Raw genomic sequence first — 25,245 nt, forward strand, 5'->3', positions numbered from 1 at the left:
GTGCCCGACGCCTCTGTCACCTGCCCCAGATCTTCTGTCACTTGCCCCAGATCTTCCGGTACGCCTCCCGATAGCCCGACGGGTCCCAGGCCGTGACCCCGCCGCTGTTGGCGGCCGTGGTGATGTGGACGGGGGCGACATATCCGCTGGCGGGCCGGCCGGAGAAGGCGCGGTTGAACTCGTCGATGATCTGCCAGCCCTGGAGGTACAGCGGCTCGGGGACGGTGGCGGCCTGGTACTGCCCGCTGTTGATGCGGTGGAAGGCGGAAGGGGAGCCGTCGCCGGCGCCGATGTTGAAGGGCGGGCCGGAGCCGTCTTTGCCGGCCGCGCGGAGGGCGGGGGCGGCGTCGGCGAAGTACAGGTCGTTGATGGCGACGGAGTGGGTCCACCTGCTCTGGAAGCGGGAGAGGAGGGAGGCGACCTCCCGGGGGGTGCGGCTGCTCGCGTCCGAGATGGGGATGTTCTCGTACGCCAGCAGCTGCACGCCCGAGCAGGTGGCGAGTTCCTTCCTGATCAGCTCCGACTTGTTCTGGGCGAAGGGGATCGAGGCGTCGGTGAAGAGCACGACCCCGGCCTTGCCGTTGGAGCGCGAGATCACCCAGTCCGCGCTGATTTTGGCCACGTCCTCGACCTTGGTGGTGACGTTGGTGAAGAGCTGGGGTTGCCGGCTGGGTCCGGGGGAGGCGACCGCGTGCCAGCCGATGAGCGGGATACCGGCCGCGTTGGCCTGTGCGACCTGCCGTGAGGTCGCGTTGGGGTCGAAACCGCCGATGACGATGCCTGCGGGCCTCAGGGCCACGGCCTGGCCGAGTGCCGCCTGAATGCCGGCCGGGGTGCCCCCGCCGTCGATCACCCGGACCTTCCAGCCGATGACCCTCGCGGCTTCCTTTACGCCCTCCGCGGCGCCCGCGACGCCAGGATTGATCATGGTCTGGGCGACGTAGACGATGGTCCTGCCGGACACCGCCCTGGGGCCGCTGGTGGGGCCGTTCCAGGGGGCGTCGGTCCGCTCCGCCTGTCTGACGGCGGCCTCGGCCCTGGCGTGGGCGGCGGGGCAGCCGCTCGGGCCCGTGGCGGATTCCCCCGGGCCGTTCGACGAGCCGCGTTCGCAGCCGGCCAGGACGGCTGCCGCCGCCACCAGGGCGGTGGCAGCGAGCCGCGCCTTGAGGACGGTGCGGGTGGTCATGGACCGGCCCCCGGTGTGCCCCCGTCCCGCGTGGGAGCGGACGACGAGCCCGGCGGCGGCGTGGCGGGCGCGTTACCCGGGTTTGCCTCGCGATGTCCGCGCCGGTCATCCCGGCCGACCTGCTTTTCTGCTGGGGGTCCGGGGGTCGTCCCCCGGGAAGACGCAGTACCGGCCGCGGCGGCGCCGGAACGCAGCCGGCGGCGGGCGGAGTAGCCGGCCAGGCCCACGGCGAGGAGCAGCGTGGCACCGTTGAACAGCGGGGTCGCCCAGAAGTCGGCGCCCAGCTGGCCGATGCCCGCGAGGCCGACGGCGAGGACGGTGACGGCGACGACGGTACCCAGGGCGTTGGGGCGGCCGGGTTTGATCGCGGTGGAGCCGAGGAGCGCGGCGACGAAGGCGGGCAGCAGATAGTCGAGGCCGATGCTCGGGTTGCCGATCCGCTGCTGGGCCGCGAGCAGCACACCCGCGAAGCCGACGATCAGCCCCGATGCGGCGAAGGCGTAGACGGAGTACCTGCGGGTGGGGATGCCGACGAGGTCCGCGGCGCGGGGGTTGGAGCCGACGACGTACAGGTACCGGCCGAGCGGCAGCCGCTCAAGCAGCAGCCAGAGGGCGGCCGCGAGGGCGAGCACGTAGAACGCGGGGACCGGAAGGCCGAGGAACGTGGAGTCGTGGAGGTCGGTGAGGGCGGCCGGCAGGCCCTGCGGGCCCGGGACGATCCGGCCGCCGTCGGTGATCCAGCCGGTGACGGCGAACAGCATGCTGCCGGTCCCGAGCGTGGCGATGAACGAGTTGATCTGGCCGAACTCGACGACGACACCGTTGAGGACGCCCACGACCGCCCCACCGACGATCACCGTGAGGCAGGCGAGCGGCCAGGGCCAGCCTTGGGCGACGACGAGCTGCATCACCATGACGTGCGCCAGGCCGAGACCGTAGCCGATGGAGAGGTCGAATTTGCCGGTCACGATGGGGACCATGGCGCCGAGCGCGAGGAGGGCCGGGATCGACTGCTGGAACAGGATCGAGTCGACGTTGTCCAGGGTGGGGAACGTACGCGGCAGGGTGAGGGAGAAGATCAGGAAGAGCAGGGCGGCCAGGGCCAGGAGGCCGTAGCTGCCGATGACGTGCCCGCCCCGCTCCCGCAGTCCTCCCGGCGTGCCCGGCCCGCCGAGTCGGCCCAGCGGGCCCGGTCGGCGTGGCGGCCGGGACCGGGGCGAGGAGGAGGGGGAGCGGGACGCGGTCATCGGTTCGTCGCGGTTCCGGACGGGGGCATGCCGGAAGGGGACGTGGCCGAGGCTGCCCGGGTGAGCCCGGCGACCGTGAGGGCCGCGCCGCTCAGCTCGGCCGTCACGGTCCCGCGGACGAAGACCAGGGCGCGCCGGCACACGCCCGCCACCTCCTCGAAGTCGGTGGAGATGAGCAGCACCGCGAGGCCGGCGGCCAGCGCCTCGTCGAGCAGGCGGTAGACAGCGGCCTTGGCGCCGATGTCCACGCTCGCGGTCGGCTCCTCCAGGATCAGCAGGCGCAGGCCCACCCGGAGCCACCGGCCGATCATGACCTTCTGCTGGTTGCCGCCGGACAGGGTGGCGATGGGCGCCTCGCTGTCGCGCGGGCGCACCGAGAACCGTTCCATCAGGGCGGCGGCCTCGGCGCGTTCGCGGCGGGGGCTGATCCAGCGCAGCGCCGGCAGGCCTCCCGCGCGGGGGTTGGCCAGGAGGTTCTCCCGTACGGTCAGCTCGGCGGCGCAGCCCTCCTGCTGTCTGTTGCCGGTCACGAAGCCGACGCCGAGGCCGACGGCGTCGGCGACCGTACGGGGACGGTACGGCCGGCCGCCGAGAAGTGCCCGCCCGTCGAGGAGGGGCCGGGCGCCGGCGAGGGCCCGGCCCAGGCTCATGTGCCCGGCGCCCGTGAGGCCGACCAGGCCGAGGACCTCTCCGGCCTGGACTTCCAGGCTGACCGGTCCGGTCCCGGGGGTCCGTACGCCGTCGAGGGTCAGGGCGGCCGGTCCGGTGGCGGGGACGGTGGCGGGGCGGTAGCCGGTCGGTTCCTCGCCGGTGATGTCGTGCACCAGGCGGGCGGGGCTGTGGTCCGCCAGCGGGCCGTGGCTGACGAGGCGGCCGTCGCGCAGGACGGCGAAGGTGTCGGCGACCTCGTACACCTCGTCCAGGCGGTGGCTGACGTAGAGGATGCCGTGGCCCCGGTCGCGCAGGGTGTGCAGTACGTCGAAGAGCCGGGCGCAGTCCGCGGCGGGGAGGCTGGCGGTCGGCTCGTCGAGGACGGTGAGCTTCGCCCGTGTCGCCAGGGCCCGCGCGATGGCGACCAGCGACCGCTCGGCGAGGGCGAGGTCGGCGATGCGCGCGTCGGGGTCGAGATGTCCGGCGACGATCCGCAGGACCTCGGTGCAGCGCCGCCGGGTCCGCCGCCAGGAGATCAGTCCGGCGCGGCGCGGATACCCGGTGCCCAGGGCGATGTTCTCGGCGACCGTCATCCACTCCACGAGACCGAGGTCCTGGTGGATGAAGGACATGCCGCGGGAGGCGGCATGGCTCCCGAGCGGATGCCCGGCCACCGTGATCTCTCCCGCGTCGGCATGGTGGACGCCGGCGAGCACCTTGATGAGCGTCGACTTTCCGGCGCCGTTGGGGCCGAGGAGGGCGAGGACACGGCCGGCGTGGACGTCGAGATCGACCCCGGACAGCGCGAGAGTCCCGCCGAACCGCTTGCCGAGTCCGCGGATGCGGACCAGAGGTTCCGCTCCGAAGGGCGGGGGCGCTGTCGCACGGGGCTCGGGAGTGTCGTGCACGGACTCTCCCCTCAGGCGGCGTCGAGGGTGCATTCGGCCCAGATGACCTTGCCCTCCGGGGTGTAGCGCGTGCCCCAGGTCTGGGCCAGCTGCGCGACCAGGAACAGGCCACGGCCGCCCTCGTCGGTGGTGGCCGCCCGGCGCAGGTGCGGGGCCGTGTTGCTGCCGTCGAAGACCTCGCAGATCAGGGTGCGGTCGCGGAGCAGCCGTACCTTGATGGGTCCGGCACCGTGGCGGATGGCGTTGGTGACCAGCTCGCTGAGCATCAGTTCCGCGGCGAACGCGGCCTCGTCCAGTCCCCACTCGGCCAGCTGCCGGGTGGCGGCGGCACGGACCTCGCTGACGTGGGCCGGGTCGGCGGGCACGTCCCAGGTGGCGATGCGCTGGGGTGCCAGGGCATGGGTGCGGGCGACGAGCACCGCTATGTCGTCGCAGGGGTGGGCGGGCGCCACGGTGTCCAGGACCGCGTCGCAGGTGTCCTCGGGGGCGCGGTCCGGGTGGGCCGCCAGGGCTCCGCGCAGACGGTCGAGGGCCACGTCGATGTCGCGGTGCCGGTCCTCGATGAGTCCGTCGGTGTAGAGGACCAGCTGGCTGGAGTCGGGGATGTGGATCTCGGCGGTTTCGAAGGGCAGACCGCCCAGGCCCAGCGGGGGCCCGGCGGGCAGGTCGGGGAACGACACGGTGCCGTCGGGGCGGACCAGCGCGGGCGGGGGGTGGCCGGCGCGGGCCATGGTGCACTGCTGGGAGGCCGGGTCGTAGACGGCGTACAGGCAGGTCGCGCCGATGATGCCGGCCCCGTCGGCGGCGGGGTCGTCCCTGCCCTCCTCCCGGTCCAGGCGCATCACGGCGTTGTCGAGGTGGGTGAGGACCTCGTCCGGGGCGAAGTCGAGTTCGGCGAAGCTGCGTGCGGCGGTGCGGAGCCGGCCCATGGTGGCGGCGGAGTGCATCCCGTGGCCGACGACATCGCCGACGAAAAGGCCGACACGGGTGCCGGAGAGGGGGATGACGTCGTACCAGTCTCCGCCCACACCGGATTCGGCGGGCAGATAGCGATGAGCGACGTCGACGGCGTCCTGATCGGGCACGCCGCGCGGCAGCAGGCTGCGCTGCAGGGCCAGGACCATGGTGTGTTCGTGCGTGTAGCGGCGGGCGTTGTCCATGGACAGGGCGGCGCGGGTGGCGAGCTCCTGGGCCATCGAACGGTCGTCGTCCCCGAAGGGGGCAGCGTCCTGCGAGCGGTAGAAGCTCGCGATGCCCAGGACGACGCCGCGGGCGACCAGGGGGACCGCGATGAGGGAGTGGACCTGCGAGAGCAGCCCCTCGGTGTGCTCGGGGTCCTGGTCGAACCAGCCCGCGGCAGCCTTCAGGTCCGGTTCCAGCACGGCCTTCCCGCTGGTCAGGCAACGCATCTGGGGCGTGGTCGGGCGGAAGTCGCCCCGCTTGCCGACCGGAGTGAAGGGACAGTCGTCGTGGATGCCGTGGACCACCGTACGGAGCAGGTCACTGCGGGGGTCGGCGGCCTCCTCGCCGCGCAGTACCGCCTCGGGCAGGTCGATCGTGACGAAGTCGGCCAGGTGCGGGACGGCCGTCTCGGCGAGTTCCTGGGCGGTCCGGCGTACGTCCAGGGTGGTGCCTATGCGGGTGCCGGCCTCGGACAGCAGCTCCAGACGGCGTCGTGCGGCCAGGGCGTACTTCCCCACTTCCGGCTCACCCACCAGCACCAGCCCTCTGGCCAGGGTCGGGGAGCCTGCGGGGGCGCCCGTCGGGCCGTCGCCGGGGGCCGTGCGGCCGTCGCCGGATGCGGTGCCGGAAGAGTGCCCGGACGGTGGGCTCGCGGAGAGATGCTGCCCGGGCGGCGGAATGTCGGGAACGCCCCCGGACGGCGGGGTGACGGGGAGAGCGGCGCGCTCGGCGCGGTCGGTGCGGTCCGCACGCTCGGTGCGGGAGCCGATCGGCTCGTGCGCCGGGCGCGGGACGGCGCGCGGTGCGGGGCCGGGGAGGATGGCCTCGATGGCGATGCCCTCCACCCCGCAGGCGCTGGTCATCGGACGGCTCACGAGCGTGACCCGCCGGCCGTCGGACAGGGACACGTCGACGGGCGCCCGCTGCGCGGAGGAGATCAGCTCGGCGGCCCTCTCCTTGAGGAGCGCCCCGTCACGGTGGTGCAGCCCCCGGGCCAGTTCATCCACCCCGATGGTGCGGTCCGGGCCGATGGTGCGGTCCACCCCGATGGTGCGGTCCGGGCCGGCGGCGGCATCGGTGCCGGTATCCAGATACGCCCGCAGCAGAGCGCGCTCTCGCGCGGAACTCTGCTCCAGCAGCCGGCGTTCGATGGCTTCGGCCGCCTTGCGTATCACGGTGGCCAGCGCCGGGTCCTCGGTGCCGCGCGGATAGCCGAAGCACAGGACACCCTCGATGCGCCCGCTGAGCGGATCGCGGACGGGAAGCGCGCGGCAGGCGCTCGACTGGGAGCGCTGGGCGAAGTGCTCGGCGCCGTAGACCTGGATGAGTTGCCGTTCCGCGAGTGCGAGACCGATGCCGTTGGTGCCGGCGACCTGCTCGGTGAACACGAATCCCGGGACGACCTGGAACGCCGGGAGTCGTCTGGCCAGGGACTCCTCTCCGAAGCGGCGCAGCAGAACCGTCCCGTCCGCATCGGCGACGCAGATGTTCATCTGGCTACCCGCAAACCTCGACTGCAGCCGGTCGAGCACCGGAGTCGCCGCGCGGACCAGTCGGCCGTCCGGATCGAAATCCTCCCGGAAGGGAAGCTCGGCCTGGTCGGGTGAGAGACCCAGGGACCGGCAGCGCTGCCATGAATCCAGGATCGGGGTTCGCACGCCTCCCTCGATCGGCTCCCCCTGCAGGAACCGCTCACGGGACCGTGTGGGCCCGGTGCCGCCCACTGGACGTCCCGCCCGAATCGGCCCCTCGGCGAACCGAACCATGCTTTTCCCCGCCATCCCGATAACTAGTCCCTCATCGCCATAGGCATCGTCATAACTGGACATTGACGATGATACGGGCAATAAGGGCGTGCTCCAGGATTCGTTAGGTTCGTCACACCGGTGACCGGGCGGGGCGGCGTCAGGTGACCGGGCGGGGCCGGGGTCAAAGGATCGCGACCGGGTTGACCGGGGAGCCCGTCCCGCCCGGAACGTTCAGCGGCGCCACGACCAGCAGGAACTCATGACATCCCGCCTCGGCGGTGGCGGCGGAGAGTGCTTCCAGATCGAGGTTGTCCAGCAGCGGCACCCCCATCGCGGCCACGGCGAGTGCGTGGACCGGCGAGTGCACGCCGTCGACGGGCGAGGGCCGGACATCACTGTCGCCGTCACCGCCGAGCAGGGCGATGCCGCGCTCGGCCAGCAGCGGTACGGCGTCCACGTGGAAGCCCGCGCTCGCCGTGCCGGGGTCCCAGGCACCCAGTTCCCGGCGACGCCGGACGTGTCCGGAGCGCAGCAGCACCGCGTCGCCCTCGCCGATCGTCACATGGAGCGCCTTCTCCGCCGCGATGACGTCCGTCGCGTGAACTGCTTGCCCCGGCTCCAGCCAGCTGATTCCCCGGACGGTGGGGAGGTCGAGGAGTACGCCCCTGGTGACGAGGGGCCCGAGCGCCGACACCGCGCCGAAGCGGGCGCCCGCGGCGTCGACGGCCTCGCGTGCGGTCCGGCCGTCGTAGAGCTGCCCCCGGTAGGCGATGTGGCAGAGCGCGTCGAGATGGGTGACGCCCTTGCCGTGGTAGTCGACGGCGAGGAAGTCCTTGTGGGTGGACGGTTCGGGGGCCTCCACGTCGCCGAGGTCGGTCATGTGGTGCAGGGCGGGCCTGGGGTTGTCGGGGCCGGGCCGGGTGTTCCACGGCAGCGCCATCGGGACGACCGTCCCGGACCGCACCAAAGCCGTGGCCCGCCGCACATGGTCCGGGCTCACACGGTTCCAGGCACCACGGTCGGCCGGGGCCCAGCGACCCCACGTGCGGACCGCCTCGAAGAGTGCGTCGAACTCCTGACGGGAGACGGCCGGCTCGTTGCCGGTACCGGCCGACGGGGGAGCCGGAACGTGGACGGGGCCGCCGCTCATCTGTACTCACCGCTCCGAGTTCCGCAAGCGGCTCCGGCGGACGGACGTCGCGCCGGAGGGTTGCCTCCCCAGTGTGGGCGAGCGAGGGCGCTCCTGCATCCCGTGCGATGTGCGTGACCGGCGACCGCCCACCATGAGGTGGACCCCGCATCACGCAGACGCCAGGTGGGCGCGGTCGCCGGTCCATGCCCTGAACTTGCCGGCACCCAGGGCGCGTACAACTTATCCGGTGCCGCGCTGCACGCTACGTCGGTCAGGGCCGCGCGCAGGACGGCCTCGCGGTCGTCGGACTACAGCTCCCGGAACGCGACCCGGCCGTCGGCGTCCATCAGGTAGGCGGCGTTCGGCTTCGGGTCGAGCAGACGGTGCCAAGTCCCGTCTATGTCGTCGACGGCGACGGGCCAGGGCAGCGCGTCGTGCTCCTTCAGCGCGTGGGCGTGGGCGATCTTGGTTCGAGCTGGTCCGGCTGCGGGTGGCGCTCACCGGGATGGGCCTCGCGCACGTAGACCGTGAGGAACGCGACCCGCTCCCCGAACCGCGCGTAGAGCCGTTTCAGGGCCCGGTCGGCGGCCGGATGCCTTCCCTCATCAGCCGGGTGCCGAAGTGCGGATTGCGGTAGGTCATGGCACCTGGGTTGCCCTCCCGGCACGGTGCGAACGAAACCGACGGAACGGCCGTGACGCGGCATGCCGTCCTGCTGCTGAGGTCTCTGCCGGGCCGGGCCGGGCCGCCCCGGGTGCGGGGGCTACTGGCTGCTCTGCGGCTGCTCGGGACGCTGCTACTGCTACTGCTGCTGCTGGTTCTGGTCCGGCTGATCGGGTTGGTCGGGCTGATCAGGTTGGTCCGGCTGGTCCGGCACGTCGGGTTGGTCCGGCACGTCGGGCTGATCGGGCTGGTCCGGCACATCGGGCTGGTCCGGCACATCGGGCTGGTCCGGCTCATCGGGTTGGTCCGGCTGGTCCGGCACGTCGGGCTGATCGGGCTGGTCCGGCACATCGGGCTGGTCGGGCTGATCGGGAGGCGTCTGCTGCTGGTCCGGTTGGTCGGGCTGGCCGGTCTCTGCGTAGTTCGTGAGCACGTCGACCCGGTTCGAGGCGGCGGAGGTGTTGCCCGCTTCATCGACCGCCCTGACCGTGAAGCCGTACTCGGTTCCGGGCTCAAGGTTGGAGATGCGTGCTCCCCGGCTGTCCGGGGTGAGTTCCTGGACCGGTTTGGCCTTGCCCGCCTGGAAGATTCGGTATCCGGCGACCTCGACGTCGCCCTTGGCCGCCTTCCAGGTCAGTTCCACCGTGGTGGATCCGTTGACCTGGGCCTGAAGCCCGGTCGGCGGAGCCGGAACGACCTTGTCCTTGCTGTTCCTGCCGCTCTTCTTGTTGACCGGACGCTCGATCCAGGTGTCCTTGGCCTCGTCGACGACGAGGATCTTCGTCATGGGACGGGACGCCGGGGCGACGACGACGGCGCGCTCCGGGACGTAGCCCTGCCACGCGCGGCCCGTATGGCGTGCGGCACCCTTCAGTGGCGTCGCCGCTGTCAGGGGGTTGCCGCAGGCGCAGCGCACCCGGGGTACTCCCTGGTCATCGATCAGAACCGCGGTGCCGGACTGCAGGACCGCGGGAAAGCTCTTGGCCCGGCCGTCCACGAAGCCGTAACCGGTCATCCGGGTGTCTTTGCGCAGCACCACCGAGGTCAGGGAGCGCAGGTAGTCCGGGAGGAGAGGCACTCCCATGCCGATCGCCCCGGCGAAGGCCCGCTCCGCCTCCTTGTCCCCTTTGAGGAACCGGATCTGTTTCTCCACATCGCAGCTGTCGGCTCCTCTCGACCCGCCGTAGAGCCCCTCGGCCGAGCCCTTGGCGGACCGGTGGCCGGACGGCTTGGCAGGGGGGCGCTCTCTGGGGGTCGGAGAGTTGGCCGGGGAGGGCAGCCGGACGGGAGCAGCCGCCGTCGAGTCGGTGAAGGGGTCCGGTCCCGGGTCCGCGACGGACATCAGCACCAGTTCCGTCGAGCCGTCCGCCGCCGACTGCTCCTGGGGGTCGTCCCCACCACCACAGGCCGCAGCGGAGAGCAGGACCGCGAAGGCCACGACGGCGGCGGCCTTGTGCACCGAGTGAGCCATATATGTGCGCGCCACCAGACCGCCTCCTGGGATATTCGGTGACTTCCACCCTGATTGTCGGCTCCACCGAAGGGGTGTCCGCAAACGGAGAGCACCCATACGACTACAGCGCGACCACGTCGACGCCGGTCGGTCACCCCAAAAGTCCGGCGGCGGACGGGTTCCCCCCAACAGGCAAAGGTCGACAGGCGGTTCCGTGCGGGAGAGGCCCGCTCCGTGGTGATCCACGAGTCGGTCACGGCCACACAGGACGGCCGCGCCGGAACAGAGGGCGAACGGGTTGCCTGCGTGAACGTACCGTTCGAGTGAACGCACCGCCGATGATCACCAACTGGATCTGTCTGCATCTGTCTGCATCCGTCCGCGCGACCCGGACCGGCGCGTGCCCCCGCGTCACGCACGAGGACACGCGCCGGTGCCGCGGGAGCGCTGCAGAGCCACTCACCGCACAGTCCTACGCCGTACGTCCTACGCCGCGTCGACTGGTGCTCCCCAGCCGACGGTCCGTCCGGCCATGCCTCCGCCGCCGGCGCTCACTCCGTCGCGCGGGATCTGCGCGCTGTCGCCCTTGGTCGTGAACCGACCGCCCCGCAGCTCGAAGCGCTCGGTGGGCGAGCAGCCGATCGACGGGGTGATCAGCAGGCTCACGGCGACGGGTGCGGGGTCGGTGCTGGCCGTGGAGAACTCGCAGATCGCGCCCCCTCCGGTGACCGGGAACCAGAACCAGCCGTCCACGCCGCCGACCCGCACCGAATCCGTCAGCACGAACCGGCCGTCCTTCCGGGCAAAGGCCTTCAGGCGGACGGAGGCTGCCAGCGGGTCGGTGGTGGACCGGATCGCGGTCAGGGTGAACTTGACGTTCTCGTCCGCGTCCAGGACCGAGGACGCGATCTGCCTGGTCTCAGCCTCCTGCCCACCCGCCGTCCGCCCGCCCTCGGCTTCGGCGGTCGCGATGGGGGTGGTCAGCATGGCGACGGTCGCCGCGGCGGCGGCCAGCGCCGCGCCGCCGCGCACGAGCGAACTCCCTTGTATCGACATATTTCCTCCTTGTTTTCCTGTTCATCCTTTTTGTTCGTAAACGGCAATCTCTCCATTCCACCGAACAACACAAGAACCACCAGAATCACCCGTTCGCGCAGAGTGTCGCCGCCGGGCGGACTGTCACTGTCCGCGGTATGCCACCGGGGAAGGCAGCCCTCCGGGGCGAGTCGCCGGATACCGATCGGGACGGCTCCCGCCTGGCGGGGCCGCACTCGACAAGAGCCTTCTCGCCGACGTCAGCTTCGAGGGGGCTCGGCTCGGAGGCGCGAATCCGAGTTCCGGGTCCTTGACCCGCGTCGACTTCGCCGACGCGGACCTGCGTGGCGCGGATCTGTCGGGGGCCACGCTGTCCGGTACCACTCTGCGCGGTGTGAGGACGGAAGGGGCCGGTCTGCCGGGGGACGAGCCGGGAGAACGTCGTGTGCCCGGACGGGTCCGAATCCGTCGGCACGCGTTCCTGCGCCGGACACCTCACGCCGGGGTCTTGAACCGGCCGACCCGAGCCCGGCTCAAGATGCCCGAGGCCTCGGGCGGACGACGGCGTGTTCCGCCGATGGTGATCTCGGGATACAACTCGCCGATGCGGGTACCGGGGAGCAGAAGCGTGAACAAGGAGACGAAAGGGACGACCGTGGCCTTCGACGCGCCGCCCGCCGTCGCGTCCGTAAACCCCTTTGGAGAAGTTCCCATGGCCAGGCACGCAATCGTCACCCACCGTAAACGCCTCATGGCCGGCGCCGGTGCCGCCGTGCTTGCCACCGTCCTCGGCGCGGCCTCCGCAACAGGAACCACCGCGCCAGGCGCTCAGCTCCCGTCGCCGACACCTACGCCGTCGAAACCGTCGTCAATGATGATGGTCGTCGTCAAGGCGGAGTTCGAGCCGGCGAGCGCGGCGCCCGAGGCGGAGGCGGTGACCTACGACACGGACCTGGTGCCGGAGGGGAGCGAGGTCTGGGTCAAGGGGATGGCGCACGACAAGATGATGGCGCACGACAACGAAGTCACCCGCGTCCACCTGCGGGTGAAGGAACTCGTCGCGGACCACACCTACGGCGTCCACGTCCACACCGATCCGTGCGGCGTGCGGCCCACCTCCTCGGGTCCGCACTACCAGCACAGGCAGGACCCGGAGGAGCCCTCGGTCGACTCGAAGTTCGCCAATACGAAGAACGAGGTATGGCTGGACTTCACCACCGACGAGAACGGCACCGGGAAGGCCACGGCCAAGGTCGACTGGCAGTTCCGTGCGGGAGAGGCCCAATCCGTGGTGATCCACGAGTCGGACACCGAGACGCGGGACGGTCGCGCCGGAACGGCGGGCGATCGGGTTGCCTGCGTGAACGTACCGTTTGGGTAAGTGCGTCACGCGGCCGCACCGCCCTGGGCCCGCCCGAGGCGTTGCCGGTGACCCTTCGGGCATCTTTCGGTGCCGCAGCGCGGTCAGGCGCGGCCGTGTGCCTCCTGGGAGCGGTGCGACAGCGCGTCGATGACCACGGCAGCGAACAGCACCCCGCCGGTGATCATGAACTGGATGGCCATGGGTGTGCCGGTGAGTGCCATGCCCGAGGCGACCGACTGGATGACCAGCACGCCGAACACCGCGGACCATGTCCTGCCGCGTCCCCCGAACAGGCTGGTGCCGCCGATGACCGCCGCCGCGATGGCGTTCAGCAACAGGACGCCCGAGCCCGAGTCCTGGCTCACCGAGGTGATCCGCGAGGCCAGGAACAGACCGCCGACCGCGGCCATCGTGCCCGAGACCGCGAGCACCGAGGTCCGTACCCACACCACTCCGAGGCCGGCGCGGCGGGCAGCCTCGATACCGCCGCCGAGTGCGTAGACCTGCCGTCCGTAGTGCGTGCGGCGCAGGAAGACGTCCAGGCCGACGACCACGACGAGGAAGATCAGGAGGGCGAGCGGCAGGCCCTGGAACTGGTTGAGCACATAGGCGGCGGTGAACGCGATCACCGTGAGGACTCCCGTGCGCACCCCGATCTCCCGGAGCGGCCGGCACGGCATGCCGACGGCCCGGCGGCGTCGCCTGTCCCGGCAGGACGTGAGGAAGACCAGGCCGACACTGAGTGCCGCCACCCCGTAGGCGGCGATTTCGTTGGTGAAGTAGTAGCTGGTCAGCTTGGCGACGAGGCCGTTGTCGTCGAGGTTGATGGTGCCGCTGGTGCCGAGGATGTAGAGCATGAGGCCGTTCCAGGCCAGCAGCCCCGCCAGGGTGACGACGAACGCGGGCACACCGGTCTTCGCGAAGGAGAACCCCTGGATGGCCCCCACCGCGGTACCGGCGAGCACGGCGGTGATGAGGGCGAGCCATTCCGGCACGCCGTTGTGCACGTTCAGCACGGCGAAGAGAGCAGCCGCCAGACCGCTGATCGAGCCGACCGACAGGTCGATCTCGCCGATCAGCAGTACGAAGACGATGCCGACCGCGATCAGGCCCGTACCCACGATGTCCACACTCAGATTGGACAGGTTCCGCGGTGAGAGGAAGTTCTCGTCGAGGATCTGGAAGACGATCCAGATTGCCACGAGGAAGAGGACGACCGGGAAGAAGCCCAGTTCGCCACTGCTCAGCCTGCGCCGGAACACAGTGGCCCAGCCCTTCAGGCCCTTCAGGCCCTTCAGGCCCTTCAGGCCCTTCAGGCCCTTCAGGCCCTTCAGGCCCTTCAGGACATGGCCGGGTTCCTGCCCGCGACGTGGCTGACGCGGCTCGGCAGCGGGGCCGGCACGCGTGTGCTCCGTCGTCTTGCGGGTGTCCTTCACCACTCTGCCTCCAGGTGCGTCACGTGGCGGGGCACCGTGCTTTCCGTGGCGCCGGTGATGCAGGAGATGATCTGTTCCTGAGACGTGGTGTTCACGTCGAAGAAGCCGTTGTTGCGGCCGAGCCGCAGCACCGCGGCCCGGTCCGCGAGAGCCTTGACGTCGCCCATGTTGTGGCTGATGAGCAGGACCCCCAGACCGCGGTCGCGCAGCCGGTCGACGAGATCCAGGACCCGTCTGGTCTGCTCGACGCCCAGGGATGCGGTGGGTTCGTCCAGGAGGAGGACCTGCGGTTCGCCGAGGAGCGAGCGGGCGATGGCAACCATCTGCCGCTGGCCGGTGGAGAGGGAGACGACGGGGCTGCGCAGCCCGGGGAGGCCGGTCCACAGAAGCTCCAGCAGCTCCCGGGTACGGCGTTCCATCTCCACCTCGTCGAGGAACCCGAACCTGCGGACCTCCCGCCCGAGGAACAGGTTGCCGACGACGTCGAGGTTCCCGCACAGCGCGAGGTCCTGGTAGACGGTGGCGATGCCGAGATCCTGGGCGTCGTGGGGACGCCTGATCTGGACCGTCCTGCCCTCCCACTCGATGACACCCGTGTCCGCCGGTGCGACGCCCGCGATCACCTTCACCAGAGTGGACTTGCCGGCCCCGTTGTCCCCCAGAAGGGCGACGACCTGGCCGGCGTGGAGTTCCAGATCGATGTCCGCGAGGACCTGGACGGCGCCGAAGCGCTTGGACACGCCGTGCAACGCCAGCAGGGGTGGAGTCGGCACGGAAACCATCTCCTTCCCGGGGCCCCGGACCGGTGAGGGCCGGTCGGTCCATCCGGTTATCCGGTGAGTCCGGCCTTGTCGCAGGCCGCTCTGAACTGCGAGGTACAGATCTGGTCGACCGTGTACACACCGTCCTTCACGAGGGTGTCCTCGATGGTGTCGACGGTCACGGGCACCGGGGTGAGCAGCACGGCCGGAATCGCCGTCTCCGTGCGGTTGCGCACCGTGTCCGTGGCCAGGCGCTCCAGGCTTTCACCGCGGGCCGCGGCCACGGCCATCTCGGCGCCGGCGGTGGCCTCGGCCGAGAAGGGCTTGTAGACGGTCATGTACTGGTCGCCGCTGACGATGCGTCGCACAGCCCCGAGGTCGGCGTCCTGACCGGTGACCGGGGGAAGCGACTTGATCTTGTTGGCCTTGAGGGCGGAGATACTGCCGGCGGCGAGGCCGTCGTTGGCGGCGTAGACGCCGTCGATGTTGCCGGCACCGAGGGCGGAGATGGCCCCGGACATGTTCTTGTGCGCGATCTCCACTCGCCACGTGTGCGTGTCGTACGTCTTGCTGATCTTCACCCTGCCCTCGAGCACGGACAGCGCACCCTTCTTGAACGCGACCGCGTTGGGATCGGTCTGGTCGCCGTTCATCATGACGATCTGACTGCTGTCCGCCCCGTCACCCATGGCCCGCAGGAGCGCCCGGGCCTGGAGCCTGCCGACCTCCTCACCGTCGAAGGACGCGAAACCCGCTATCGGGCCCTCCGCGAGACGGTCGTAGGCGATGACCGGGATGTTCGCCGCGTCCGCCTTCTTGACGGCGGCGCTGATCGACCTTGCGTCGACAGCCGCGAGGACGATCGCATCGAACCCCTTGGTGATCATGGACTCCAGCTGTTGCTGCTGGGCAGCCACCTGGCCCCGGGCATTGGCGTGCTCCACCGTGCAGTCGCGGCACAGCTCCTTGATGCGCTCCTCCAGCAGGCGCCTGTCGCGCGTCTCCCAGCGAGCCGTGGTGGCGTCCGGCATCAGCAGGCCGATCTTCGGGCCGCTCCCCCCGTCGGCGCCGTTCCCGCCGGCCTGCCCACAGGCCGCGAGAGCGACGGCCGCCGACACCGCGGCCACGGCGACGACCGTCTCCCTCACGTGGTTCCTCATGGCTTAGGACACCTCTCCTGTCGGTCCTCCCGTGGACACGGCGATCTCGCTCCACACCTGCTTGCCTCCGCTCACCGGCACGGTTCCCCAGGACGCCGACATGGCCTCCACGAGGAAGAGGCCCCGGCCACCGGTCGCCTCCCAGTCCACGATCACCGGCTTGGCGGGGGTGCGCGGCGACGCGTCGCGCACGGCGACCCGCAACCGGTCTCCGGTGAGCGTGAGGTCCAGGTGCACTGCGCCGTCCGTGTGCACCAGGGCGTTGGTGACCAGTTCGGAGACGACCAGCAGAACCACGTCGGCCGCTTCCGTCGCGTTCCAGGAGCGCAGCGTGCGCGCGGTGAAACGGCGCGCGTGCAGGACCGCGTCGGGCAGTCGCCACACCGACCAGCCGGAACGTATGGGCCGGACCTTCAGGCCGTCGTAGCGCAGGAGGAGCAGCGCCACGTCGTCCTCGTACTGGCCACGGTCGCCGAGCAGTTCGTCGGCCACGTGGTCGGCGTTGGCGGCGTCGGTCGCGGAGAGCACCGTGCGCATGCGCCGCAGGCCCTCGTCCATGTCCAGACTCTTGGACTCGATCAGACCGTCCGTCGTCAGGACGAGCGTCGCGCCCGGCGTGAGTACGACGGCGGTCATGGGGAAGTCCGCCTCCGCCAGGACACCCATCGGGGGCCCGCCCTCGACCGTCACCTCCTCGGTGCCGCCGTCCGGGTGGCGCAGCAACGGCGGCGGATGGCCCGCCCGGACGCACCAGGCGTGTCCCTCCTCCAAGTCCAGATCGGCATAGCAGCAGGTGGCGAAGAGGTCGGTCTCCATGTCGACGAGCAGGCGGTTGGCGTGCGAGACGACCACGTCGGGCGGGTGGCCCTCCACGGCGTAGGCCCTGATCGCCGTACGTATCTGCCCCATGATCGTCGCAGCGGCTGCGCTGTGCCCCTGTACGTCCCCGATGACCAGTGCCACATGGTTCCGGGAGAGCGCGATGACGTCGTACCAGTCGCCGCCGACCTGCAGTCCCCGCTGCGCGGGCAGATAGCGGGCGACGGCGACGCCTCCGGGCAGCGCCGGAAGGCTGCGGGGCAGCAGGCTGCGCTGGAGCATGGTGGCCAGTTCCTGCTCGGCGTCGTACGCCTGCGCGCGCGTCAGGGCCTGTCCGACCAGCCCCGACATCGCGGTCAGCAGGGACCGTTCCTCGGGACTGAACTTGTGCGGTGTGTCCCAGCCGACGAGGCAGGCGCCGACAACCCGGCCGCGCGCCAGGAGCGGCACCACGGCCAGCCCGCCGGGACCGATCGCTGCCAGGTCTGCTTCGAGGGCGGTACCCGCGGGCCACACACTTGTACGACACCCGCGCAGCGCGGCCCGGAGTGTGGGCAGGGCGTCCAGCGGTGCGTCGGTCCACCCGGAAGACCATTCGGAATGCCAGGCCTCGGGCCAGACGGTGGGCTGCGGCGGATCCAGGACGGTGACCACCAGCCGCTCCGCCTCGAACTGCGCGAGCGCCAGCCGCTGGGCTCCGAGCGGCCCGCGCAGGGCGTCGACCGCCGCCCGGCTGACCTCCCGGACACTCGTCGCGTCCGCGAGCGCGGCGGCCATCCGCCGTACGCGGGAGACCTCGTCGACCCCGGGCCGCAGGGCCGAGGAGTCGGTGACCATGCCCAGTACCTGCTTCGGCGTCCGCCCCGGCTCCCGGTCGCCGCCGGCCGATACGCGGCAGCTCAGGCGCAGCCAGCACAACTCGTCGGGGGGCCGGCGGACGCGGAACTCCAGCTGCCGGCCGGTGGGGGTCGCCTGACGCGCATCCACGACGGACATGAGGGCCGGCACGTCGTCGGGGACCGCACGCGCCAGGAGCGTCTCCACCTCGCCGTCGAAGTCGTCCGGAGCGATGCCGAACAATTCGAGCATCCGGGCGTCCGCATCGATACGGCCCGTGCCGGGCGTGAGCGTGAACGAGCCGGCGCCGAGCCGGCCCAGAGCCGCCATCAGGGCCGATCCCGACTCGACCGGGCCGACGACCGCCGGTCCGACGACCGCGGTTCGTTCCGCGCCGTCCGGTGTGCCGCCCTCCTGGAGCCAGGCGGCCACCTCGTCGGCGTACAGCTCCAGCAGGCCGCGCTGTTCGGTGGTGAAGCCGTCCGCGTCGCCGACGACGACCAGACAGCCCAGCCGTTTGCCGTCGACCGCGAGGGGCAGTGCGCCCAGTGGGGCGTCGGCCGGGATCGCTCCCGGGACGCTCGTGGGGGAGGCGGCGAGTTCGCCGGAGTCCCACCACAGCGGTCGCCCGGCACGGAGGGCATCGGCAAGGGGGGTACGGCCGGACAGAGCACAGCTCTCCGGTAGTCCGAACGGTCCATACCGGTCCGTGGCACCTGCGCCGACCGTCACGAGATCGACCAGCCGCAGTTTGTCGTCGTTGTCGGCCGTTGCATAGAGGGCGGTGAGCACCGCCCCGGCGAACACCAGGACCTGCTCCCTCACGCCTGGCCGCGGCGCCGGGGGCGGTGGACTGGCGTCATCTGCGCCGGCGAGGTCCGCCCTCGGCCGCGGCAGCCCGGGGCCGACGCCTCCCTCATGGCGCATGGTTCACGAGACCTCCTCACCATGCCACGCGTACCGGCAGACAGAGGCCCTGCAGACAGCCATGACGCGGGGCGCCGGACGTAGGAATGTGAACATATGCCCTAAAGCCACAAAATTCCCATGCGTTCAGTGTGGCACCGGCCGTGATGACCGGCGAGCGCCGCAGAGCCGGCTCCGCCACCAGCACCGGCCCCGCCACCGGGCTACTGTGACCGCGGTGCCCGCACTGGCAACTCGGTTCGCCGGCTCCCGCCAACGCGCCATCGGCACCAGCGACCTCGACCGCCCTGGGCTCAGCCATGCCCGGTGGCCGGACGGCTTGGCAGGAGGGCGCTGCCTGGGAGTCGGCGATCGGCACCGGGTGCAGGCGACGAGTGTGCGCCGCCCGAAGGCGCGTCCGCGTGCTGGTCCGCGTGTACACCGGGCGACCGCGTCTCCGGGCTGAGTCATTGATCACGTCGTTTGTCGTCTGCTCGCGCTCATCTGCTCGTGCTCGCGCGCACTGGCGTTGATGCGCCAGGGATGGCTGGTGAACATGCGTGTGTCTCGTCCGCGGCTGTGCGTGACCGTGATCGCTCTGTCCGTGGTCCTCGTCGTCGGCTGCAGGGAGGACGAGCAGGGCCGGAGTTGTCCTGACGGGGCGGGCACAGACCTCTCCGGTCACACCGTTGCGGGGTCCGAGCTGTGGCAGAAGAGGTTCCGCTGCATCAACTTCGACGGCTCGACGCTCACCGGCTCGGTCTCCGAAGCGAACCTGAGCCGGGGCAACCTCTTCCGAGCGCGGCTGCCCGATGTGCTGCTGGAGAGTGTCGACCTTCGTCACGCGGACCTTCGCTGCGCCGTGCTCACCTTCGCCGCCCTCGCGGAAGTCGACCTGCGCGGCGCGGATCTCGGCGGGGCCGCACTCGACAAGAGCCTTTTCGCCGACGTCAGCTTCGAGGGGGCTCGGCTCGGAGGCGCGAATCCGAGTTCCGGGTCCTTGACCCGCGTCGACTTCGCCGACGCGGACCTGCGTGGCGCGGATCTGTCGGGGGCCACGCTGTCCGGTACCACTCTGCGCGGTGTGAGGACGGAAGGGGCCGGTCTGCCGGGGGACGAGCCGGGAGAACGTCGTGTGCCCGGACGGGTCCGAATCCGTCGGCACGCGTTCCTGCGCCGGACACCTCACGCCGGCGTCCTGAGCCTCGCGCCGACGCCCGGGCCGTCCATGTGAGCTTCGGCATCGCCGCTCTCTGCGTCGCCGTGGTCGCCCTGCGCCCCACCGGCGCCGCCCCGGGGCACCGGCGGTGACGACGACTGCTTGTTTTCAGGGCACCACGCATCCTCTGATACGCTGCTCCAGCGACGTCACCCCAGCTGATGAGCACCTCCGACACCCACCGGGACCATCTCCCGGAGTCGAAAGCAATTCCGTTGGGGGCACGCCAAATGGTGTGAGAGACTTGTTCGCGCACAACAGCTTGGTCCTGTGGAGCAGTTTGGAGTGCTCGCCACCCTGTCAAGGTGGAGGCCGCGGGTTCAAATCCCGTCAGGACCGCTGAGGTTTCACGTGAAACCTCGTGGCTGGGTAGCTCAGTTGGTACGAGCGTCCGCCTGAAAAGCGGAAGGTCGCCGGTTCGACCCCGGCCCCAGCCACAACCTCGAAGGTCCCGTTCGATCGGACGGGACCTTCGTCGTTACCACCGCGTGCACCTTCGCCGCTCTCTGTCGTTGCCTGCCGTTCCCCGCTGTTCCTCGCCTTTTTCCGGCGTGATCAGCGTCTCATGGGCACGGTTTGCCACGGGGGGTGGGGGGTGCGTATGGTGGTAGATCGTTTGATCCCATTTGCCCGGCGCCAAAAAGACGCGCCGCGTGTGGCGCGTACTCTCCCTTGCCGTGGCCGGATCGCATAGAGGCGGTCGATTGCGACTTCACGGAGTTTGGGCGCGTGCCGAGAACTCCGGAAGGTTCGCATTTCGCATGTCTGCTGTCAGTACTGATTACGTCGTCCTGCCCGAGAACGACGCCGACGAGTCCACCGCCCCCGAGGTCACCTTCGCGGACCTGGGGCTGCCCGAGGCCGTCGTCCGCAAGCTCGCGCAGAACGGGGTGACCGTCCCGTTCCCGATCCAGGCCGCGACCATCCCGGACGCGCTGGCGGGCAGGGACATCCTCGGCCGTGGCCGCACCGGCTCCGGCAAGACCCTCTCCTTCGGCCTGCCGGCCCTGGCCACGCTGGCCGGCGGCTACACCGAGAAGAAGAAGCCGCGGGCCGTCATCCTCACGCCGACCCGTGAGCTCGCCATGCAGGTCGCCGACGCGCTCCAGCCGTACGGCGACGTCCTCGGCCTGAAGATGAAGGTCGTCTGCGGCGGTACGTCGATGGGCAACCAGATCTACGCCCTGGAGCGCGGCGTCGACATCCTCGTCGCCACCCCGGGCCGCCTCCGCGACATCATCAACCGCGGTGCCTGCTCCCTCGAGAACGTGCAGATCGCCGTCCTCGACGAGGCCGACCAGATGTCCGACCTGGGCTTCCTGCCCGAGGTCACCGAACTGCTCGACCAGGTGCCGGCCGGCGGTCAGCGAATGCTCTTCTCCGCGACCATGGAGAACGAGATCGCCACCCTCGTCAAGCGGTACCTCGACAACCCGGCCCTGCACGAGGTCGACGCCGCTCAGGGTGCCGTGACGACCATGTCGCACCACATCCTGATCGTGAAGCCCAAGGACAAGGCGCCGGTCACCGCCGCCATCGCCTCCCGCAAGGGCCGCACCATCATCTTCGTCCGTACGCAGCTGGGCGCCGACCGCGTCGCCGAGCAGCTCCGCGACGCCGGTGTGAAGTCCGACGCCCTGCACGGCGGCATGACCCAGGGCGCGCGGACCCGGACGCTGGCCGACTTCAAGGACGGGTACGTGAACGTGCTCGTCGCGACGGATGTCGCCGCACGCGGCATCCACGTGGACGGCATCGACCTCGTCCTGAACGTCGACCCCGCCGGCGACCACAAGGACTACCTGCACCGGGCCGGCCGTACGGCTCGTGCGGGCCGTACCGGGACCGTGGTCTCCCTCTCCCTCCCGCACCAGCGGCGCCAGATCTTCCGCCTGATGGAGGACGCGGGCGTCGACGCCTCGCGTCACATCATCCAGGGCGGCGCCGCCTTCGAGCCCGAGGTCGCCGACATCACCGGCGCCCGGTCCATGACCGAGGTCCAGGCCGAGTCCGCCGGTAACGCCGCCCAGCAGGCCGAGCGCGAAGTCGCCCACCTCACCAAGCAGTTGGAGCGGGCCACGCGCCGCGCGACCGAACTGCGCGAGGAGGCCGACCGCCTCGTGGCCCGTGTCGCGCGCGAGCGGGGCGAGGACCCGGCGGCGGCGGTCGAGGCCGCGTCGGCTGCCGCAGAGGTGTCCGTACCGGAGCAGGCGGTCGCCCAGGGCGCCGCCGAGCGGGTCGAGCGTGCCGAGCGCGAGGAGCGCCCGGAGGCGTCTTCCTCGTCCACCTCGTCCTCCTCTTCCTCGTACGAGCGCCGTGAGCGGCGTGACGGTGACCGTGGTGGTTTCCGTCGGGACAACGACCGTCGTGACGACCGTGGCGGGCGTTCCTTCGAGCGCCGCGATGACCGTGGTGGTTTCCGTCGGGACGAGCGGCGTGACGGTGACCGTGGTGGTTTCCGTCGGGACAACGAGCGTCGTGACGACCGCGGCGGGCGCTCCTTCGACCGTCGTGACGATCGTGGCGGCCGTTCCTTCGAGCGCCGTGACGACCGTGGTGGTTTCCGTCGGGACGAGCGGCGTGACGGTGACCGTGGTGGTTTCCGTCGGGACAACGACCGTCGTGACGACCGCGGCGGGCGCTCCTTCGAGCGCCGTGACGACCGGGGCGGCTTCAACCGTGACCGTGACCGCGGGTTCGACCGTGGCGGCCGTTCCTTCGACCGTCGTGACGACCGCGGCGGCCACCGTGGCAGCGACCGCCCGTTCAACCGCGACCGCCAGGGCGACCGCCCGTCGAGCGGCTACCGCTCCGGCAGCCACGACCGCCCCTCCGGCCGCCGCGACGACCACCGCGGCACCGGCGCCGGCAGCTCCTTCAACCGCCGCGAGGACAAGCCGCGTTGGAAGCGCAACGGCTGACGACGTCTGCAGAACATCTAGGGCCCGTACGGCTTCCGCCGTACGGGCCCTTCCCGTTGCCCCCGACAGCCCCGGCGGCCCCACCAGGACACGTTGATACGCTGCCTTCGCCCATTTAGGGCATGCACATTTCATCCACGGATATCGTGGGTCGAGGGCCGGGGGTTCCATGGGGGGGCGCGTGTTCCGAGGTCGTCGTGTGGTCGGGCGTGGGGGCGCGGCGGCGGCCGTCGCTCTCGCGGTCGCCGCGAGTTCGCTCGGAGTCGCACCGATAGGGACGGCCGTGGCCGTCGGCGCAGGGGACGAGCTCGTCCTGCTCGCCGCGGACAGGACCGCACCGCGCCATGCCGGCGTGCGGGGTTACGGAGACACCGGTCTGGTCTCACAGCCGGAGGGCGCCACCCACGCGCAGTGGACCGACTACGCGACGGGACAGTCACGGGACCTCACCGAGTTCCCCGAGTGGGACGAGCGGCAGGGGTCGTACGGGCTCGCCCAGTCCGATACGGCGTTCGCATCGTCGACCGACGCGGAGGGGCGACGCGTCGTCGAGTTCCGTGCTCGCGTCGTCGGCCGTCGTCGCCGTGCCGTGGACGGCCGCGGCGGCGCAGGACCGGGCGGCGCGGAACCAGCCGCCGTCGCAGCCGGAGCCGTCGGAGCTCACGACGGGGAGCAAGGCATGCGTGAGGGGAGCCGAGCGGCCGTACGTCCGTTCCCTGCCGACGCTGGCCGCGGTGCTCCGCGACCCGGACGGCGGCAGCGTCAGCGCGGAGTTCGAGGTGTCCTGGACGGACGGTGCCGGGGACCAGCAGGTGCGGACCCTGACGACCACGGCCAAGTCCAGCGGGTCGGCGTTCAGCGTGGGCGCGCCGAGCGATGTGCCGGCGTTCACCGAGGTGAGCCGGCGGGTGCGGGCGCACGACGGGACGGGCCCGGGGCCCTGGAGCTCCGACGGTGGCAGCGGCGCCTGCGAGTTCGTGTACGACACCGGGGCACCGGCCAGGCCGTCGGTCACGTCCGCCGAGTACCCCGACGACAACGAGCAGTGGCACGACGGCGTCGGCGTGCACGGCACCTTCACCGTCGACTCGGCGTCGGACGACACGGTGTCGTACGTCTACGAGTTCACAGGCGAGGCGCCGCTGACGGCTGCCCCGGACAAGCGCGGCGGGCCGGTCGAGCTGCGGTGGATGCCGAAGAGGTCCGGGCGGGCGACGCTGAGCGTGCGGGCGGTCGACCGGGCGGGCAACGTGAGCGGGCCGACGACGTACTCGTTCCGCGTGGCGAGCGGTCGTACGCCCGTTGCCGCCTGGACGCCGGCCGACCCGGCCGGCTCGGGTGAGGCCGCGGCCGAGGCGGGGGCCGGTCCGCGACGGCGGGAGGCGGCGTCGCCTTCGGCACGCAGGGACCCCCGCGGACCACGGTGACGGCTGCGGTCGAGCTCGACGGCTCGGGCGACGCCTATCTGACGACCGGTGCGCCGGCCGTGGACACCGGCGCGGCCTTCGCGGTGAGCGCCTGGGTCCGGCCCGACGCGCTCGACGCGGGCCGGACAGTGGTGTGCCAGGGCGGATTCCGGCTCGGTTCGGGCGCGGACGGACGCTGGTCGTTCGGGCTCGGCGAGACGCAGGCCGAGGGCGGCACCCCGGAGGCCGGGAAGAGGCCGGGAAGTGGACACATCTGGCCGGTGCGGTGACCCGGTGGCGAAGACCGCGAGTCTGTACGTCGACGGCCGGCTCGCCGAGACCGTTGCCGGTGTCACGGTGCCCGCCGAGTCGGGCGAACTGCAGATCGGCCGCGAGGACACCGGGGGCGGGAACTGGCACGGGGTGCTGGCCGCCGTACGACTCTGGGGCCGGGTCGTCGTCGCCGACGAGATCGCCGCGGCGGCGAAGCGGTCCACCCTGAGCAAGGGGTACTGGGAGCTCGACGCGGCGGCCGACGGCAGCCGTCCCGAGCGCGACGCGGCAGCGCGCTGAGCCTCGGCGGCGACGCGAAGATCCATCAGCAGGACACCTCCTGCGATCCGCTCGACCCTGGCTGCCTGCCCGGCGACTCCCCGATCAACGGGACCGGCCATCTGGCGCTCGACGGGGACGGCGACTTCGCGGCCACCGGCGCCGCGGTCGTCGACAGCGGGGACAGCTTCTCCCTCGCCGCGCACGTCCGGCTCGACGAGGAGGCACAGGACCGTACGATGACCGTCCTGTCCCTGGCGGGCGAGCACAACTCCCTCGCCACCGTGCGCTATTCCGCCGAGCTGCAACGCTGGCAGGCGATCCTCACCCACGCGGACGCGCCCGGGGCGGAGACCACCACGCTCACCGCGGAGAACGCGGCGGCGTGGCCCGGCTGGGTCCACCACCTCGCCCTCGTGTACGACGACGCGGCGGATGAGATCAAGCTGTACGTCGACGGCCAACTCTCGGCACGGGCGCCCTACCACCACGCCTGGAACGCCACCGGAGGCCTCCGGATCGGCCGCGCCCTGACCGCCGACGGACGCTGTTGGCGAAGTCCGGCCTGTGGCGTGGGCGGACCGACGAGTGGACCATGTGTGGCGGTGCCCGACTCGGAAGCGTGAACACTTCGGCCCGAAGTGTTCACGCTTCCGCGAC

General features: G+C 71.3%; 20 protein-coding genes, 2 tRNA genes and 1 pseudogene. 10 read left to right on the top strand and 13 right to left on the bottom strand.

Going from position 1 to position 25,245, the window contains the following annotated elements:
* Positions 1-37: 37 nt before the first annotated feature.
* From ACWD3C_RS34510 to ACWD3C_RS34540, 7 genes are all read right to left on the bottom strand, one after another.
* Positions 38-1,186, bottom strand: coding sequence for a substrate-binding domain-containing protein (locus ACWD3C_RS34510; protein ID WP_451150145.1), 1,149 nt, complete (start codon positions 1,184-1,186; stop codon positions 38-40).
* The gene (locus ACWD3C_RS34515) at positions 1,183-2,433 is read right to left on the bottom strand and encodes an ABC transporter permease (RefSeq protein WP_451150147.1); all 1,251 of its coding nucleotides are present in this window, start codon (positions 2,431-2,433) and stop codon (positions 1,183-1,185) included. The genes ACWD3C_RS34510 and ACWD3C_RS34515 overlap by 4 nt, the downstream gene beginning before the upstream one ends.
* On the bottom strand, positions 2,430-3,992 hold the full coding sequence (locus tag ACWD3C_RS34520) for a sugar ABC transporter ATP-binding protein (RefSeq protein ID WP_451150149.1): 1,563 nt from the start codon (positions 3,990-3,992) through the stop codon (positions 2,430-2,432). The genes ACWD3C_RS34515 and ACWD3C_RS34520 overlap by 4 nt, the downstream gene beginning before the upstream one ends.
* A gap of 11 nt (positions 3,993-4,003) precedes the next feature.
* A complete protein-coding gene (locus tag ACWD3C_RS34525) occupies positions 4,004-6,940 on the bottom strand; it encodes a SpoIIE family protein phosphatase (protein WP_451150151.1) in 2,937 nt (978 codons plus the stop codon).
* 163 nt (positions 6,941-7,103) lie between these two features.
* Positions 7,104-8,072, bottom strand: coding sequence for a cyclase family protein (locus tag ACWD3C_RS34530; protein WP_451150153.1), 969 nt, complete (start codon positions 8,070-8,072; stop codon positions 7,104-7,106).
* 784 nt (positions 8,073-8,856) lie between these two features.
* Positions 8,857-10,203: a DUF6777 domain-containing protein gene (locus ACWD3C_RS34535; protein WP_451150155.1), complete on the bottom strand. Its 1,347-nt coding sequence runs from the start codon at positions 10,201-10,203 to the stop codon at positions 8,857-8,859.
* Between the two features lie 453 nt (positions 10,204-10,656).
* Entirely contained in the window at positions 10,657-11,226 is a 570-nt protein-coding gene (locus ACWD3C_RS34540) for a hypothetical protein (RefSeq protein ID WP_451150157.1), read from the bottom strand.
* 46 nt (positions 11,227-11,272) lie between these two features.
* Here ACWD3C_RS34540 and ACWD3C_RS34545 point away from each other — a divergent pair.
* Positions 11,273-11,587, top strand: a pseudogene (locus tag ACWD3C_RS34545) (pentapeptide repeat-containing protein); the annotation flags it as partial.
* Between the two features lie 113 nt (positions 11,588-11,700).
* On the opposite strand, the gene ACWD3C_RS34550 reads toward ACWD3C_RS34545, so the two are convergent.
* Positions 11,701-11,919, bottom strand: a complete 219-nt coding sequence (locus ACWD3C_RS34550; RefSeq protein WP_451150159.1) for a hypothetical protein — start codon at positions 11,917-11,919, stop codon at positions 11,701-11,703.
* On the opposite strand from ACWD3C_RS34550, the gene ACWD3C_RS34555 reads away from it, so the two are divergent.
* Complete coding sequence (locus ACWD3C_RS34555) at positions 11,918-12,586, top strand: superoxide dismutase family protein (protein ID WP_451150161.1); 669 nt, start codon at positions 11,918-11,920, stop codon at positions 12,584-12,586. The two genes, ACWD3C_RS34550 and ACWD3C_RS34555, sit on opposite strands and share 2 nt — an antisense overlap.
* 83 nt (positions 12,587-12,669) lie before the next feature.
* Here ACWD3C_RS34555 and ACWD3C_RS34560 read toward each other — a convergent pair whose 3' ends face one another.
* The 4 genes from ACWD3C_RS34560 to ACWD3C_RS34575 form a co-directional block, all read right to left on the bottom strand.
* Positions 12,670-13,875 (bottom strand): sugar ABC transporter permease, encoded by a 1,206-nt coding sequence (locus ACWD3C_RS34560; protein ID WP_451150183.1) that lies wholly within the window; start codon positions 13,873-13,875, stop codon positions 12,670-12,672.
* Between the two features lie 125 nt (positions 13,876-14,000).
* Entirely contained in the window at positions 14,001-14,786 is a 786-nt protein-coding gene (locus ACWD3C_RS34565; protein WP_451150163.1) for an ATP-binding cassette domain-containing protein, read from the bottom strand.
* A 47-nt stretch (positions 14,787-14,833) separates the two neighbouring features.
* A complete protein-coding gene (locus ACWD3C_RS34570; protein ID WP_451150165.1) occupies positions 14,834-15,925 on the bottom strand; it encodes a sugar ABC transporter substrate-binding protein in 1,092 nt (363 codons plus the stop codon).
* A 3-nt stretch (positions 15,926-15,928) separates the two neighbouring features.
* Positions 15,929-18,508 (bottom strand): SpoIIE family protein phosphatase, encoded by a 2,580-nt coding sequence (locus ACWD3C_RS34575; protein WP_451150167.1) that lies wholly within the window; start codon positions 18,506-18,508, stop codon positions 15,929-15,931.
* A gap of 535 nt (positions 18,509-19,043) precedes the next feature.
* Between ACWD3C_RS34575 and ACWD3C_RS34580 the strand changes: the two genes are divergently transcribed.
* The 4 genes from ACWD3C_RS34580 (at position 19,044) to ACWD3C_RS34595 (ending at position 22,627) form a co-directional block, all read left to right on the top strand.
* Positions 19,044-19,721: a pentapeptide repeat-containing protein gene (locus tag ACWD3C_RS34580; protein ID WP_451150169.1), complete on the top strand. Its 678-nt coding sequence runs from the start codon at positions 19,044-19,046 to the stop codon at positions 19,719-19,721.
* A gap of 249 nt (positions 19,722-19,970) precedes the next feature.
* A tRNA-Asp gene (locus ACWD3C_RS34585) sits at positions 19,971-20,045 on the top strand.
* A 24-nt stretch (positions 20,046-20,069) separates the two neighbouring features.
* Positions 20,070-20,143: transfer RNA gene (locus tag ACWD3C_RS34590), tRNA-Phe, on the top strand.
* A gap of 324 nt (positions 20,144-20,467) precedes the next feature.
* Positions 20,468-22,627 (top strand): DEAD/DEAH box helicase, encoded by a 2,160-nt coding sequence (locus tag ACWD3C_RS34595; protein ID WP_451150171.1) that lies wholly within the window; start codon positions 20,468-20,470, stop codon positions 22,625-22,627.
* A 436-nt stretch (positions 22,628-23,063) separates the two neighbouring features.
* Here the strand turns inward: ACWD3C_RS34595 and ACWD3C_RS34600 are convergent, their stop codons facing one another.
* Complete coding sequence (locus tag ACWD3C_RS34600; RefSeq protein ID WP_451150173.1) at positions 23,064-23,291, bottom strand: hypothetical protein; 228 nt, start codon at positions 23,289-23,291, stop codon at positions 23,064-23,066.
* Positions 23,292-23,310: 19 nt separating this feature from the next.
* On the opposite strand from ACWD3C_RS34600, the gene ACWD3C_RS34605 reads away from it, so the two are divergent.
* The 4 genes from ACWD3C_RS34605 to ACWD3C_RS34620 all read left to right on the top strand — a co-directional run bounded on the left by ACWD3C_RS34605 (position 23,311) and on the right by ACWD3C_RS34620 (position 25,211).
* Positions 23,311-24,054 (top strand): hypothetical protein, encoded by a 744-nt coding sequence (locus tag ACWD3C_RS34605; protein ID WP_451150175.1) that lies wholly within the window; start codon positions 23,311-23,313, stop codon positions 24,052-24,054.
* Entirely contained in the window at positions 24,051-24,323 is a 273-nt protein-coding gene (locus ACWD3C_RS34610) for a LamG-like jellyroll fold domain-containing protein (protein ID WP_451150177.1), read from the top strand. The genes ACWD3C_RS34605 and ACWD3C_RS34610 overlap by 4 nt, the downstream gene beginning before the upstream one ends.
* 4 nt (positions 24,324-24,327) lie before the next feature.
* A complete protein-coding gene (locus ACWD3C_RS34615) occupies positions 24,328-24,606 on the top strand; it encodes a LamG-like jellyroll fold domain-containing protein (protein ID WP_451150179.1) in 279 nt (92 codons plus the stop codon).
* A 101-nt stretch (positions 24,607-24,707) separates the two neighbouring features.
* Complete coding sequence (locus tag ACWD3C_RS34620) at positions 24,708-25,211, top strand: LamG-like jellyroll fold domain-containing protein (RefSeq protein WP_451150185.1); 504 nt, start codon at positions 24,708-24,710, stop codon at positions 25,209-25,211.
* Positions 25,212-25,245 lie beyond the last annotated feature (34 nt).

The organism is Streptomyces sp. NPDC002845, assembly GCF_053591955.1.

Coding starts and splice junctions, on each gene's coding strand:
- ACWD3C_RS34550 (WP_451150159.1), bottom strand. CDS start 11,919: ATGGGAACTTCTCCAAAGGGGTTTACGGACGCGACGGCGGGCGGCGCG.
- ACWD3C_RS34565 (WP_451150163.1), bottom strand. CDS start 14,786: ATGGTTTCCGTGCCGACTCCACCCCTGCTGGCGTTGCACGGCGTGTCC.
- ACWD3C_RS34530 (WP_451150153.1), bottom strand. CDS start 8,072: ATGAGCGGCGGCCCCGTCCACGTTCCGGCTCCCCCGTCGGCCGGTACC.
- ACWD3C_RS34595 (WP_451150171.1), top strand. CDS start 20,468: ATGTCTGCTGTCAGTACTGATTACGTCGTCCTGCCCGAGAACGACGCC.
- ACWD3C_RS34555 (WP_451150161.1), top strand. CDS start 11,918: ATGGCCAGGCACGCAATCGTCACCCACCGTAAACGCCTCATGGCCGGC.
- ACWD3C_RS34580 (WP_451150169.1), top strand. CDS start 19,044: ATGCGTGTGTCTCGTCCGCGGCTGTGCGTGACCGTGATCGCTCTGTCC.
- ACWD3C_RS34575 (WP_451150167.1), bottom strand. CDS start 18,508: ATGCGCCATGAGGGAGGCGTCGGCCCCGGGCTGCCGCGGCCGAGGGCG.
- ACWD3C_RS34510 (WP_451150145.1), bottom strand. CDS start 1,186: ATGACCACCCGCACCGTCCTCAAGGCGCGGCTCGCTGCCACCGCCCTG.
- ACWD3C_RS34570 (WP_451150165.1), bottom strand. CDS start 15,925: ATGAGGAACCACGTGAGGGAGACGGTCGTCGCCGTGGCCGCGGTGTCG.
- ACWD3C_RS34515 (WP_451150147.1), bottom strand. CDS start 2,433: ATGACCGCGTCCCGCTCCCCCTCCTCCTCGCCCCGGTCCCGGCCGCCA.
- ACWD3C_RS34525 (WP_451150151.1), bottom strand. CDS start 6,940: ATGGTTCGGTTCGCCGAGGGGCCGATTCGGGCGGGACGTCCAGTGGGC.
- ACWD3C_RS34540 (WP_451150157.1), bottom strand. CDS start 11,226: ATGTCGATACAAGGGAGTTCGCTCGTGCGCGGCGGCGCGGCGCTGGCC.